This window comes from Howardella ureilytica (genome assembly GCF_054657495.1).
The window spans coordinates 32,389-46,804 of record NZ_BAAHYP010000008.1 but is presented as its reverse complement, the minus strand read 5'-3'; the positions used below and the strand labels follow the sequence as shown (position 1 = coordinate 46,804).

Annotated in this window: 12 protein-coding genes and 2 tRNA genes; 1 reads left to right on the top strand and 13 read right to left on the bottom strand. The window is 38.7% G+C overall.

Annotated elements, in window-relative coordinates; genetic code table 11:
- Positions 1-42: 42 nt before the first annotated feature.
- The 6 genes from scfB to ACYQ1N_RS05005 all read right to left on the bottom strand — a co-directional run bounded on the left by scfB (position 43) and on the right by ACYQ1N_RS05005 (position 4,555).
- Positions 43-1,437, bottom strand: coding sequence for a thioether cross-link-forming SCIFF peptide maturase (gene scfB, locus ACYQ1N_RS05030; RefSeq protein ID WP_459833502.1), 1,395 nt, complete (start codon positions 1,435-1,437; stop codon positions 43-45).
- 169 nt (positions 1,438-1,606) lie between these two features.
- A complete protein-coding gene (scfA, locus tag ACYQ1N_RS05025) occupies positions 1,607-1,756 on the bottom strand; it encodes a six-cysteine ranthipeptide SCIFF (protein ID WP_177956475.1) in 150 nt (49 codons plus the stop codon).
- Between the two features lie 197 nt (positions 1,757-1,953).
- Positions 1,954-2,037, bottom strand: a tRNA-Leu gene (locus tag ACYQ1N_RS05020).
- Between the two features lie 55 nt (positions 2,038-2,092).
- Positions 2,093-2,177: transfer RNA gene (locus ACYQ1N_RS05015), tRNA-Leu, on the bottom strand.
- Positions 2,178-2,300: 123 nt separating this feature from the next.
- Positions 2,301-3,290, bottom strand: coding sequence for a diacylglycerol/lipid kinase family protein (locus ACYQ1N_RS05010; RefSeq protein ID WP_459833499.1), 990 nt, complete (start codon positions 3,288-3,290; stop codon positions 2,301-2,303).
- A 44-nt stretch (positions 3,291-3,334) separates the two neighbouring features.
- The gene (locus ACYQ1N_RS05005) at positions 3,335-4,555 is read right to left on the bottom strand and encodes an aminotransferase class I/II-fold pyridoxal phosphate-dependent enzyme (protein ID WP_459833496.1); all 1,221 of its coding nucleotides are present in this window, start codon (positions 4,553-4,555) and stop codon (positions 3,335-3,337) included.
- 262 nt (positions 4,556-4,817) lie between these two features.
- Between ACYQ1N_RS05005 and ACYQ1N_RS05000 the strand changes: the two genes are divergently transcribed.
- Positions 4,818-5,582: a formate/nitrite transporter family protein gene (locus ACYQ1N_RS05000; RefSeq protein ID WP_459833493.1), complete on the top strand. Its 765-nt coding sequence runs from the start codon at positions 4,818-4,820 to the stop codon at positions 5,580-5,582.
- A gap of 133 nt (positions 5,583-5,715) precedes the next feature.
- Here the strand turns inward: ACYQ1N_RS05000 and larC are convergent, their stop codons facing one another.
- The 7 genes from larC to ACYQ1N_RS04965 all read right to left on the bottom strand — a co-directional run bounded on the left by larC (position 5,716) and on the right by ACYQ1N_RS04965 (position 14,390).
- Positions 5,716-6,477, bottom strand: a complete 762-nt coding sequence (gene larC / locus ACYQ1N_RS04995) for a nickel pincer cofactor biosynthesis protein LarC (RefSeq protein ID WP_459833491.1) — start codon at positions 6,475-6,477, stop codon at positions 5,716-5,718.
- Between the two features lie 93 nt (positions 6,478-6,570).
- Positions 6,571-7,740 (bottom strand): iron-containing alcohol dehydrogenase, encoded by a 1,170-nt coding sequence (locus ACYQ1N_RS04990; protein ID WP_459833490.1) that lies wholly within the window; start codon positions 7,738-7,740, stop codon positions 6,571-6,573.
- Positions 7,741-7,857: 117 nt separating this feature from the next.
- The gene (locus ACYQ1N_RS04985) at positions 7,858-9,681 is read right to left on the bottom strand and encodes an aminopeptidase P family protein (protein WP_459833487.1); all 1,824 of its coding nucleotides are present in this window, start codon (positions 9,679-9,681) and stop codon (positions 7,858-7,860) included.
- 247 nt (positions 9,682-9,928) lie between these two features.
- The gene (locus ACYQ1N_RS04980; RefSeq protein ID WP_459833484.1) at positions 9,929-11,170 is read right to left on the bottom strand and encodes a peptidase U32 family protein; all 1,242 of its coding nucleotides are present in this window, start codon (positions 11,168-11,170) and stop codon (positions 9,929-9,931) included.
- Between the two features lie 16 nt (positions 11,171-11,186).
- The gene (locus tag ACYQ1N_RS04975; RefSeq protein ID WP_459833482.1) at positions 11,187-11,834 is read right to left on the bottom strand and encodes an O-methyltransferase; all 648 of its coding nucleotides are present in this window, start codon (positions 11,832-11,834) and stop codon (positions 11,187-11,189) included.
- A gap of 178 nt (positions 11,835-12,012) precedes the next feature.
- Positions 12,013-13,620 carry a ribonuclease J gene (locus ACYQ1N_RS04970; protein ID WP_459833594.1) on the bottom strand — a complete coding sequence of 536 codons (1,608 nt, stop codon included), beginning with the start codon at positions 13,618-13,620 and terminating at the stop codon, positions 12,013-12,015.
- A 458-nt stretch (positions 13,621-14,078) separates the two neighbouring features.
- Positions 14,079-14,390 (bottom strand): DUF1292 domain-containing protein, encoded by a 312-nt coding sequence (locus ACYQ1N_RS04965; RefSeq protein ID WP_459833480.1) that lies wholly within the window; start codon positions 14,388-14,390, stop codon positions 14,079-14,081.
- Between the last annotated feature and the right edge of the window lie 26 nt (positions 14,391-14,416).

The following is a 14,416-nucleotide window of genomic DNA, read 5'->3' as shown; positions in this document are numbered from 1 at the left end:
TACGACCGCAGCGATTTACCGAACAGAATATTTTTAAAGTTTTTATTCGGCAAGTGCCGCTTTAATCATAATTGCACATTCAACCCTTTTTCTCTGTAATTCACATCCGATTTCATAGTTTCCGTTAATGCTTCCTGTAAAATTATATGCATTTGCCGCACAACCTCCGCTGCAGTAGAATTTTGCAAAACAATTTTCGCAGTCAGGTCTTGTATAAACATTACTTTTATGAAATTCCTGTCTGATATCTTCTCTCTTTATACCTTCATCAAGATTTCCGAGTTCCATTTCTTCGGTACCGACAAACTGATGACACGGATATATCTCTCCTGTAGGCGTAATCGACACATATTCGCATCCGGATCCGCATCCCTGTAATCTCTTTGTCGCGCACGGACCTCCTTCAAGGTCGATCATGAAGTGGAAGAAATCAAAACCTCTTCCCTCTTTAGTCCTCTTAACGATTTCCTTTGCAAGAATATCATATTCATTGAGAAGAGTCGGCAGGTCTTCCTTTTTAATCGCATACGGTTCATCATTAGCAGCCACAACCGGCTCAACGGAAATCTCTTTAAATCCCAAATCAGCCAGGTGTAAAACATCCTTTGAAAAATCAAGGTTATTATGGGTAAACGTTCCTCTTACATAATATCTCTCCTGATTTCTGCTCTCTGCTATCTTCTTGTACTTAGGAAGGATAATATCGTATGCACTTCCCATTCCGTTTCTTGTAGGACGCATTCTGTCCGTAACTTCTTTTCTTCCGTCTATACTGAGAACAACATTAGACATTTCTTTGTTCATATATTCGATCATGTCATCATCAACAAGAAGACCGTTTGTCGTCAATGTAAAACGAAATACTTTATCGTGCTTTTTTTCAAGTTCTCTTCCGTAATCCACCAGTTGTTTGACAACATCAAAGTTCATTGTAGGCTCACCGCCGAAAAAGTCTACTTCCAAATGTTTCCTGTTTCCTGAATTGGCAACCATGTAATCAAGAGCCTTCTTACCTGTTTCAAAGCTCATCATTGCCTTCTCTCCCTGATATTCTCCCTTACCGGCAAAACAGTATTCACACGCCAAGTTGCAGTCATGTGCTATATGAAGACATAATGCCTTAAGAACTATGGGTCTGTTATCTAAATCTTCAATAACAGGCTTATAAATATCTTCCGTAAATAACATCTCGGCATCAAAGAGCTCTTTTATTTCATCATATGCTTCTTTAATCTCATGCTCCGTATATGATGTGTTAATATCCGAGGAACCGTCGGCGGTTTTTGCATTATATCTTGCAAAAACCTCTTCTTCGGAAAGCATTTGCTCATCCATAAGCGATAATATGTCGTAAACAACATCATCAACCACATGAATTGCTCCGCTGTTAATATCCATTACAATATTGTAACCGTTATTTTTATACTGATGAACCATTATACAAAAACCCCTATCTCTTATTATAAGTTACTCTATTAAATCTGTTTTATATTTGTATCATAAACCGAAAGAATATTCCGTTACCAATTGTTCGTTAATGATACATTAATAACATTAAAATAAGGAGCGCTTAAAAAGCGCTCCGTCAAAATACTCTTATCGGGTATTACTTATTGTTTTCATTTTCGCAATGCTGATTGCCTACCGTACATGATGTCTTGCATGCTGACTGACATGATGTCTGGCATTCGCCGCAGCCGCCATGCTCGATTGTATCCTTTAAAACTCTCTCGTTAAGTGTTTTAATGTGCTTCATGGTAAACCCTCCTAAAGAACTAAACAAATATGTGTTTATTATAACATCGTGGTATATATATGTAAACTTTATGTTGTATTCAATAAAAATGCGGAAGAAATTTGTCTTTTACCCCTTTATTTCCCCGTTTTCGAAAAATACCATAATAAAAGCCCCTGTATCGCTGATAAATACAGGGGCTTTTGATAAAAGTTAAATGCGGAAGATGAGACTTGAACTCACACGTGATTACTCACACAAGAATCTGAATCTTGCTCGTCTGCCGATTCCGACACTTCCGCAAAATGTTAAATTATTTAAAATAAAAACCCCGCTACGATTAAGCGGGGTTCATAATGCAGTCGGAGGGACTTGAACCCTCACGAGCGCAATGCTCACTAGATCCTTAGTCTAGCGCGTATGCCAATTCCGCCACGACTGCGTGACAACAGTGATATAATATCATTACAATATACTGCTGTCAACAATTTATATAAGTTTTTTGTGTACAAAAACAAGTACAATTATATTTTATTTGTTTTATCAAAAAAACGGATGTTTCAGATCATAAATTCTCTTTATCTTCTAAAAAATTATCCCTTTTTTCTATAAGTTTTTGTAAATGAACCTTTTTCTTCTCCTCCTCCAGTCGAATAAGTTTGCAATTTTTCGGAGGAACAATGAAATTTACGGCATCCGGAACTATCTCTATGTCAATCTCCTTATGCATACCCCCGTACTCTCCGTCGAGTGTCCATTTGACCGGATCGTCAAATATGAATTTTGCCTCCGACGTTTCAATTACGTCAACCGTATCCGTATTAATATAATCCTGGATAATGGCGGCATTTAATAATCTTGTAAAATCAAAGGGATTTCTGAACTTTTTTATAAGCAATATTTCAAACTTACCGTCATGCAGATCCGTATGCATACCGTCAAGTCTGAAGCCCCCGATAACATTGGAGTTGTTTGCCATACCGTATAAGTAATTCCCCTCTAATGTACATTCCGCGCACTCTACCCGCAAATGATACGGTTTCAGCCTTACGAGAGATTTCAACGCTGATATGCCATATGCCGTCTGTCCGATGACTTTCTTTAATCTCTGAGATGTATCATATGCAATTTCCGTAAATGCTCCGAAGGCTGCCACATAATTAAAATTTTTACCGTTGAATCTGCCTATGTCAAACGCCATTGCAGAGCCGTCAACTATCATCTTTGCGGAAGTTTCCATGTTGTTTGACATACCGAGATTGGTTCCCCAATCGTTCATGGTTCCGCCGGGTATATATGCAATCGGGACCTTTGATTTGTTTTTAAGCAACGCACCCACAACTTCATTAAGCGTGCCGTCTCCGCCGCAACATCCTATTACGTCAAATCCGCTCTCCATACGTCTCACATATTCAAATGCATCAAATCTGCCCTTTGTAGGATATATTGTTACGTCGTATCCTCCTGCCGTAAAAATCTGAAGCATTTTTACAAGATGGTTCTTTATCCTTCCTTTTCCCGCATGAGGATTGAATACGAAAAGCATTTTTTTCATAATAAACATCCTTAAATAATCAAGCTGTCGTTTAGTTTAGCCGTTTAAATTTCCTGTTTGTAGTTTGCAAAGAAATCTCTCATTTTTGCAGACGCTTCCTCAATCATATTCACATCAGGCAAGTATACTATTCTGAAGTGGTCGGGATTTGTCCAATGGAAGCCTCCGCCGTGAGTGATAAGAATTTGCTTCTCTTTAAGAAGATCGAGAGCAAATCTCTCATCATCTATTATATTAAACTTTTTAACATCCATTTTAGGGAATATATAAAATGCCGCATCAGGCTTTACGGCACTTAAGCCCGGTATATCGCATATTGCGTTATATATTGCTTCCCTTTGTTCATAAACTCTTCCTCCGGGAAGAATCATTTCATCTGATGAATCAAGCATGTCCATGGCCATCGGTATAATCGACTGACCCGGCACATTTGAACATAATCTCATTGAGGATAATAAATTTATTCCCGCTATATAATCTTCAATGTTGGATTTATCCCCCGATATTGACATCCAGCCTATTCTGTATCCTGCCATTAAATGTGATTTTGACAATCCGTTAAATGTTATTACCGGTCTGTCGGGAGCAAGCGATGCTATTGAAATATGTTCTTTTCCGTCGAATACGAGTCTGTCGTATATCTCGTCCGCAAAAATAATAAGATCATACTCTCTCGCCAAATCTGCGATTTGTTCAAGTAATTCCTTAGGATACAGGGCACCCGTAGGGTTATTTGGGTTAATTACTACTATTCCCTTTGTTTTATCCGTTATTTTAGATTTTATGTCATTTATGTCCGGATACCAATTCGATGATTCATCACATACATAATGAACGGCATTTCCTCCCGCAAGGGTGACGGAAGCCGTCCAAAGAGGATAGTCGGGAGCCGGAACAAGCATCTCGTCTCCGTTGTTAAGCAGACCGTTCATTGTAAGTGTTATAAGTTCGCTTACTCCGTTTCCGGTATAAATATCATCAGGCGTAACATTCGGTATATGCTTTTTTGAACAATATTCGGATATTGCCGTCCTTGCCTCAATCAATCCCTTTGAATGGGAATATCCTTCCGAACTGACAAGTCTTTTTCTCATTTCTTCGACAATTGGTTCCGGAGCCTTAAATCCGAATGTGGCGGGATTACCGATATTTAATTTTAAAACATCTCGTCCGCTGTCTATCATCCTGTTGGCCTCGTCCATAACAGGTCCTCGAATGTCGTAACATACATAATCAAGCTTATTGGACTTTTCAAATAACTTCATCGATACTTCCCCCCTGGTCTATGTAAACAATTCAACTGTTTAAGTTTTCATTATACCATATAATACATATATAAATTACAAAATCTTATACAATTATAAATTTATTATTTGTTTTTTTAAATTTTATTTAACGGAAATGCATTTTTACTTTATATAATTATTGTATATACATATAATTTTAACTCTCTTTACAATAAGCTTGTATTATTATAATAACAAAACCCACTGTTAATATATGTTTTAAAAGGAGAGAGAGTATTTAGTGAATGATGTTCAATTGATAAACAGTTTCGCTTTACCGAAGTATGAAACTTTATCGTCTACACCAGGTCGCTATTTTTGGCGAGCATTTATGGCGGGTATCTTTCTTGGAGTTGCAACCCTTTTTGCTTATTCAATGGGTGCTGCGTTTCAGGATAATCCGCCCGTTGCCCGAATTGCACTCGCATCAACATTTGGTGCCGGTCTTGTTGCAATTTCTTTTTTAGGAGCCGAACTTTTCACCGGAAACTGCTTTACGGGTATTATGCCTGTATATGACAGAAAAGTTACGTTCCGCAAGACGCTTTCCTTATGGGGAATGTGTTACCTCGGTAATGCATGCGGTCTTATTCTTGTAGCTGCCGTTTTTGTTTGGAGCGGAGCTCAAAGAGACAGCATAATGGCATATATACAGCCTATTATTGAGGCACGCTTGGAATTTAATCCATGGGAGTTGTTTCTTAAAGCCGTTCTTTGTAACTTCGTTGTCTGTATAGCCGCATACGGCAATATGAGAATGAAAAACGAAGCGGCCAGACTCATATTTATCTTATTATTTGTTACCGCTTTCGTTCTTCCCGGACTGGAGCACTGCATTGCAAATATAGGATTATATACCATGGGAATTGTCGGCCTCGGAGGTGCCGTCGATTGGACAATGATGCCGCTGCATATGCTTATAGCAACGGCAGGCAATATTGTCGGAGGCGCTGTTTTGCTTGGACTGCCTGTATTCCTTGCGTTCAGAAATAAAGGTAAAGAATAATAATTAAAAAGGACTTAATTGTACGGTTAACAGCCGTCTGATTAAGTCCTTATATATTTATAAATTTTTGAATTTTAATCTTAAAACGAATAATAAAGTAAATTTGAAAGCTGATTCTCCGAAAGTTTTCGGATTATTCCACAAAATATGCTTTAATTACCGCCGGTTTGTCAAGATGACACTGACCTGCGCCTATGCTTACTTTGGCATCCTTTACTTCTTCCTCATCTATTGCTTTTGTATCCGTGATAATGGCCGCAATCATTGCAGCGCCTACAGACGTGATAAGTTCTCCCTTTGTACCTGTTTTTTCAATAGGAAGATTATAAAATCCTGCAATCTGGCTTATCAAAGGCGCCGGAACAATTCTTTCGCCCTGATGCGTCATTACTTCGCCGCTGCCTTCAACTATTCTAGGTACAATAACTTCATGAGCTTCAAGAGCGTCAAAACATATGGCAAATGCCGCAATAACGGCTATTGTTTGAAGTGAGCCGTCCTCGAATAATTTGAGGTCTCCCGGATTCATGGCATATACGGTAGCTTCACTTCCGGCTATTATATTATATATTCTTCTTGCAATGGTTCTTGCATATCCGCTCATGTCAAACATGTCAAGCATATCGTGAATCTCTTCGAGGTTTCGGGTATGTGCATTGCCTGTTGCCGCTTCCTTTGTATACTCGCTCTCATCGCAAATAACGTTAAATTCACATGCCTTTTCATTATCATAATCTTCATATGTTACTTTATATGATAATTCCTTGCCGCTTCGAACGGTAAAAGTGTTAAATGCTTCCGTAATTTTATTCGTATTTACACCCAGGTCAATCAAAGCTGCCACAAGCATGTCTCCGCTCAGGCCGCCGCCGCAATCAATATATAACTTTCTCATAACATCTCCCTAATTATAGTAATATTAATTAAGTCTCCATGATGATAACATATATTAATTTTACTCAATAGTAAAGTATTAATTAAACGGTAATCATTTATATGAAGCAAGATAAATCGCTTCCGCCTCTTCATCGCTTAAAGGCATCGGATCACATTCGAAAAGTCCTCCCATCGTTTCCCTTGCCTCCTTTACAAGACGAGGAAATTCGGCAGCAGAAATACCGTAATCGCTCATTTTCAGGTCTGCAACACCGCACTCTCTCATAAGACGTTCCAGAGCCTGAAGGAAATCATAAGGTCCCTTTATCTGTCTTGCTCCGAGCGCAATTGCCATTTCCATAAATCTGTCGTCGCAAACATGTTTGTCAATAAAATGTTTAAAGTACGCAAGACTTATCATAATAAGTCCGGCGCCGTGAGGCAATTCCGGATGATTGCCGCTGAGAGCATGTTCAAGCGCATGTTCACTGGTACATGAACCAAATTCCATGGAATATCCGCTCAATGTGTTGGCAAAGGCAATTTTTTCTCTTGCGTCCATATTGTCACCGTCTTTAACCGCCACCGGAAGATATTGTGCAATATTTCCTATGGCCGCTATTTCAACCATCTGTGCCGGTGCCGTTCTTGCATTTGAAATATATCCTTCAATGCTGTGAAAAAGCGCATCAAATCCCTGATACGCGGTGAGCGTCGGAGGAACGGTTAACATAAGTCTCGGATCAACTATGGCAAGAAATGCGTAATCTCCTTCAAAACCTATTTTCTCATGCGTATCCGGATTTGTAACGACACCCCATCTGTCTACTTCGGATCCTGTTCCTGCCGTTGTTGTTATTTCAATGTACGGAAGAGACTTTTCTTCCAAAGGCCTTCGTCCTCCCGTTCCGCTTTGTATATAATCCCATACCCGTCCACCGTCTTTTTGAGGTGCTACCGCGGCAATTATTGTTGCGGAATCCAAAACGGAACCTCCGCCCAGTCCAACAATAAAATCAACTTCATTCTCCCTTGCGCATGTTACACCGTCCATAATTTCAGGTTCCGTAGGATTTGGACTGATATTATCATATACAACGCTCTCCACTCCGGCCTGATTAAGTTCATCAACCACCTCGTCAATCCATCCGTTGTTTTTAACGGACTTACCGTTTGAAATAACTATAAGAGCCTTTCTCCCCGGCATTTCCTCATTATGCAGCTCATTGAGCATCCCCTCGCCGAATAAAACTTTTGTGGGAAGATTCCATATATAATTCATTTTCTCATGATGATATGAAAGCCATATCATTTTCCTTTCTTTGTATTTGTCGTATTTATTAATCAGTTATACAGATAAAATAAGAACGTTTTATGCATTATAAAAATTAAGCTTCATTTATTTAATGGCTTTTGTATATTTTTTAAGCATATTTAGGTCGTCGCCTTCCATAAAAGGTGCCAATTCCCTGAACACGTCATTATGATAATTATTTATCAGTTCTTTTTCCCTTTCGGAGAGCAGTTCCGTGTCAATAAGATCCAAGTCAATCGGCGCATGGGTAAGCGTTTCAAATTCAAGGAAATCGCCGTACTCATTACTTTCCCTGTTAACACATAACAGCTCATTTTCTATTCGGATTCCGTATTCTCCTTCAAGATATATTCCAGGTTCATCCGTTGTAACCATTCCCGGCAATAATTCCGAATATTCACTTACACCCGGTATATAGCGCCATCGAAATGCATTCGGTCCTTCATGTACATTTGTCATATAACCTACTCCGTGGCCGGTTCCCGAACGATAGTCAATGCCCTCTTTCCACATGGGTTCCCTTGCGAGTATATCCAGAGAATAACCGGAGCAGCCCTTAAGAAATACCGCATCGGAAAGAGCTAACATACCTTTTAATACCAATGTAAAATGCTTCTTCATTTCCTCATCGCACTCACCGTATGCAAATGTTCTCGTAATATCCGTAGTCCCTCTTAAATAATGTCCTCCCGAATCCACAAGAAGCATTTCTCCCTCTTTAAGAGTGCTTTGATTCTCCTCATCGGCCGCATAATGCATCTGTGCCGCATTCGGTCCCGCAGCGCTTATGGTCGGGAAGCTCAATTCAACATAATCGGAAATCTCCGAACGGAGTCCGTCTATAAAAGCCGCTGCGTCAGTCTCCGTTAATGTTTCTTTGTTTTTAGCGGATCTTTTAAGATGAAACATTAATTTTGCCACACAAACTCCGTCCTCAATGTGTATTTTTTTAAGGTTTTCAATCTCCGTATTATTTTTTATTGATTTAAATTCCGTTGACGGATTCATCCTGTAAACAACCTTACAACCGGAATCCGAAAGAATTTTAAAAAGCGAATAATTAATTTTGTTCTTGTCAGCAAGTACGGTATCGTTACCGGAAACAACACTCTTTATGTCTTTGTAGAAGTCGGCATATTCCGCGAATTCAACCTTATCTTTGAGTGAGATTTTTGCATCGTCTCTTAAAGAGGATTTATTAACATAAGCCGTACACTTCTTATCCGTTATTATTAAATACGAAAAAAATAAAGGTGTATAAGCAATATCTCTTCCTCTTAAATTAAGAATCCACGATATGTCGTCAAGACTTGTAACAATATGTATACCTGCTCCGATATCGGACATGTATTTCCTTATTCGATTTAACTTGCTTTCCGTATCTTCTCCGGTATATTTTACATCCAGGGAAAAAATATCGTTAAATGTCTGCTTTTCGCGTGACTGCCAAATATAATCTCCGGCATAAAATGTGTCTTCAATTTCAACATTGCCTGTTTTGCTTAATTTCTCACCGAATGACGCACTTACCGTCCTTCCGTCAAACGCAACCCTGTAAACATGATCACTTTTATGCGCACATTCCGATACGAACCCGCTGATTGAAGGAACGTCTTTTGTGCCGCTTTTCATAAGTTTTATTTCGCCGTTAGAAAGTTGTAATTCTGCCTGAACAAAATATCTTCCGTCCGTAAAAAGATACGCATTGTCTTTTGTAACCAATAATGTTCCTGCCGAACCGGTAAATCCCGAGAAATATTCCCTGTCTTTAAAATATTCGCTTGAATATTCAGAGTTGTGATAGTCTGTATTAGATAATATAACCATATCTATACTTCCGGTCTTCATCTTATCACGCAGTTTGTGTAACCTTTCAGATATAATTTCTTTTTGTATTATTTTAGGCATTATATACCTCCGTAATCCCATAAGGACTTTTACTATATTATCTAAATTTTTTCACATTATAACATTTTTAGTTAAATATGTACCCCGACGGCATATTTTTTATAGACAATTTACAAACAGAAAACAGCCTAAAGTTAACCTGATATTATAACTTTTACAAAACAGACCTTTAAACCTCATATTCATGTATGAAGCTTATAGTCTCCGTTTAAAGTCATACCGATCCTTTAACATTTAGGCTGTTGTATTACCTGCTTATATGATTTCTTAATATGTCCGATTCAGAGAGTTCCCTGTCAAATTCCACATGAAGAATTTGCTTCGGATGCGGACATGACTCCATACCGTTTCCTTCATCATCCGTAATGGATAATACGGTAATGGGAATGTTTTCACCGTTTGGCTTAATCACTTCTAATACATCTCCGACAGAAAATTTATTTTTCTGTTCCAAAACTGCCATACCTTTATCGTCAATTCGTTCGACGGTACCCAGGTATGTATCCGGAGCGGAACGCTCCGATTCATAAAACATTGAAGTTTCATCTGCCTTATTAAAGAAAAATCCTGTTGTATATTTTCTTCTTGACGCTGAATTAACCTCTCTGTTATAGAACGGAAGTCTCTCTTTGTATTTCTTTTCATCTTCAAACCAATCATCTATTGCCATTCGGTACGCTCTTACGGTTGTAGCGACATAGAGTGCCGTTTTCATTCTTCCCTCTATTTTGAAGCTGTCAATGCCGGCATTTACCAGTTCCGGAATATAATCTATCATACATAAGTCTTTGGAATTAAATATAAATGTTCCCCGTTCGTTTTCAAATACCGGCAAATATTCACCGGGTCTGTTCTCCTCAACAAGACTGTATCTCCAACGGCACGGATGCGTACATTCTCCCCTGTTTGCATCTCTGTCCGTCATATAATTGCTTAAAAGGCATCTTCCCGAATATGACATACACATTGCGCCGTGCACAAATGTCTCTATTTCAAGATCATCCGGAATGTTCTTTCTTATTTCCCTGATTTCTTCCAAAGAAAGTTCTCTTCCGGTAACAACTCTGCTCGCTCCCAATAAGTGCCAGAAATTGTATGTACCGTAATTAATATTGTTTGCCTGAGTACTGACATGAAGCTCTATATCGTGCAGAAGTTCCTTTGCAATCATAAATACTCCCGGGTCCGAAATAATTACGGCATCCGGTTTAATAACGTCCAATTCTTTAAAATATTCTCTGACACCTTCAAGGTCCTCATTGTGAGCAAGTATATTTGCGGTTATATATACTTTTTTCCCTCTTTCATGGGCATATTTGATGCCTTCTTTTATTTCCTCATTTGTAAAATTGTGGGCCGCCGCCCTTAATCCGTAAACTTCACCGCCTATGTACACGGCGTCCGCTCCGTATGTTATCGCAATTTTTAAAATGTCTAAATTGCCTGCCGGTGCAAGCACCTCAGGCTTAAGTCTCTTACCGTGTTCCATTATTTCCCTCTGTCCGTTATTCTTTCACTGATATTGCCATACCGTCTCCTATGGGAATTATACTTGTTTTTATTCCTTCGGTATGTGTAATGTTATATAAAAATTCTCTCATTCTGTCGTATATGGTTCTGTCTCTCTGAGTTATTAAACTTCTTGAATGGATTACGGATCCCTCCTGCAGACAATTATCCGTCAAAATCACACTTCCTGTGTGAATCATTTTTATTATATTTTCCCAGTATGACATATATTGTCCTTTTGCGGCATCCATAAATACAAAATCATATTTTCTGTTCTCTTTTGAAAGTTCTTCGAGCACAATTCCTGCATCACCCTCTATCAGGTCAATCCTCTCCGAAAGGTTAAGCTTTTCAAAATTGTTCCTTGCTTCTGAAGCCCTTTCTGCATCCAATTCTATTGTCGTAATATGCGAGTTTTCATAAGCGCCTGCCATAAGAATTGCGGAGTATCCGACTGCAGTGCCTATTTCGAGTATGTTTTTCGGTTTAACAATTGCCGTCATGGTTTGTAAAAAGCTTTCGGCTTCTTTACGTATAACAGGTACTCCCTCTTCTCTTGCTTTTAATTCTATAGCCCTTACTTCGGCAGCGTTATCCGACATAAATGACTTTATAAAACTTGTTATTCTATCATCCGTTATCATAGTCCCTCTTTTAATACAAAACGAAATATCCCTGATATAATAACACAATTTACAAACGGCGGCATTTTTACCTTTAAATCGCATTGAAAAATACAATGCCTGCAATGCTAATATATCCCTTAATAATTAAAAAGACTATGTACCTGAAAGGAAACATAGTCTTTTTAATGAATCTTTATCACATGTGTGCTTCCATGATAATAGGAAGAATAACAGGTGTTCTTTTCATCTTTTTCCAGAAATAATCACTTAAATCATCTTTAACTACCGTTTTGATCTTGCTCCAATCGGTAATCTTTGATGTTGCACAGTGTTCCACGGAATCAGATACTACTTCTCTTGCCTCGTTAAGCAAATCCTCCGCCTCACGGACATATACGAAACCTCTTGTTACTATATCGGGTCCCGCAATTACGTTACAGCTGTATTTTTCAAGTGTGATAACAACAATTACAATACCGTTTGTGGCAAGATTTTGTCTGTCCCGAAGAACAATATTGCCCACGTCTCCGACACCGAGTCCGTCAACCAATATTGTACCTGTTTCAACATGCCCGGCAATTTCATATTTATCTTCCGACAGCGAAACAACCGTACCCGATGTTACGATAATTACGTGTTCATCATCATATCCTAAACTCTTGGCGATTTCCTTCTGTCCGATTAAATGTCTGAATTCTCCGTGTACCGGGAATGAAAATTTAGGCTTTACAAGCGAGTACATAAGTTTAATCTCTTCCTGACATGCGTGTCCCGATACATGAGTATCCTGGAATATAACTTTTGCACCCTTTCTTGATAAATCGTTTATAACTCTCGCTACCGATTTCTCATTTCCCGGAATAGGTGACGATGAGAAAACTATACAGTCGCCTGCCTGTATCTGGACTTTCTTATGAATGTTGGAAGCCATTCTTGAAAGTGCCGCCATTGATTCGCCCTGTGAACCCGTTGTGATAAGTACAATCTGCTCATCTTCATAACGTTTCATATCGTCGGTTTCTATCAATATTCCCTTAGGAACTTCCAGATACCCCATTTCACTGGCAACTTTTATAATGTTGGTCATGGAGCGTCCTTCAACGCATACCTTTCTGCCGTATTTAGTTGCAATATTGATAATCTGCTGCACTCTGTCAACATTTGATGCAAATGTTGCAACAATAAGTCTTCTGTTTTTATTGTCATTGAATATTTTATCAAGAGTTTCACCGACTGTTTTCTCGGACATGGTAAATCCCGGTCTTAAAGCGTTGGTTGAATCACACATCATCGCCAAAACACCCTGTCTTCCGAGTTCTCCCAATCTTTGAAGATCAATCGGATCTCCGTATACAGGCGTATAATCAACTTTGAAGTCACCTGTGTGGATAACCGTTCCCACCGGCGATGTGATTGCAAGTGCAGCCGCATCCGTAATACTGTGATTTGTCCTGATAAATTCAACTTTGAAATCGCCCAATTCAACAACATCACCGTACTGTACGACATTCCTGCTTACATCTCTTAACATGTTATGTTCGGAAAGTTTTGATTCGATAAGTCCGATTGTAAGTCTTGTCGCGTAAATCGGAGCATTGACCTGCTTTAACACATAAGGTACCGCACCTATATGGTCTTCATGACCGTGGGTAAATACAAATCCCTTAACTTTGCTTATATTGTTTTTAAGATATGTTACATCCGGGATAACAAGGTCTATTCCCAACATATCCTCTTCAGGGAATGCAAGTCCGCAGTCAACAACTATAATGCTGTCTCCGTATTCAAATGCCGTAATATTCATTCCGATTTGCTCAAGTCCTCCGAGAGGAATAATCTTAAGCGTAGGTTTTCCGTTGGCATCCGTAATATTATGGGTTTTCGTCAATGTAAGTTCCGGTAATGTGTTTTTATCAACCTTATATCCTTCATTCAATCTTTTATTTTTATCAAATGAATTACCATATTGACCGTTTTTGCTTACCGCCTTTTTATCTGCAAAATCCCTGCCGTCTTTTCTCGCATTCTTTTTATTTTCGGAATTCTTAAAGAGCGTTGACTGGATAGCATCATTCTTTTTGTTACTGTAAAACTTTTTCCTGTTTTCCTTTTGCTTCCATGTCTTCTTAATCTCTTTATTTAATTCCTTATTATAATTTTTACTGTTTTCGTTAAAAGGTACTTTCGATAAAGACCCCTCTCTTAAATGTACTTCTTCATCCATTATATCTCCTTTTCAAAGGATGCAACATCCCTCCCCGGTTAATATTCAAGCTCAATATCGTCTTCCGATAACAGCTTAGCAAACACTTCACTTACTGCCGCGAGTTCTTCATCATCTTCAATCGTCTCATATGATGCAATCTCGCCCTCTTCCTTAACAAGTTTAAGAGGTAAAACTTCTATCTCGTCCTCAGCTAAGTCATCGTCAAACTCAGATGAAACAAGAATATAATCAACGCCTGCAATAGTTGTTTCTTCGATAACGCTCATAAGAACCGTCTGTCCGTCTTCCGTCTCGAATTCTACCTGCTCAACAACTCTTTCCTCTACTTCATCGTTGATATTTCCCATAAATAATTAATCTCCTTTTTAAATAA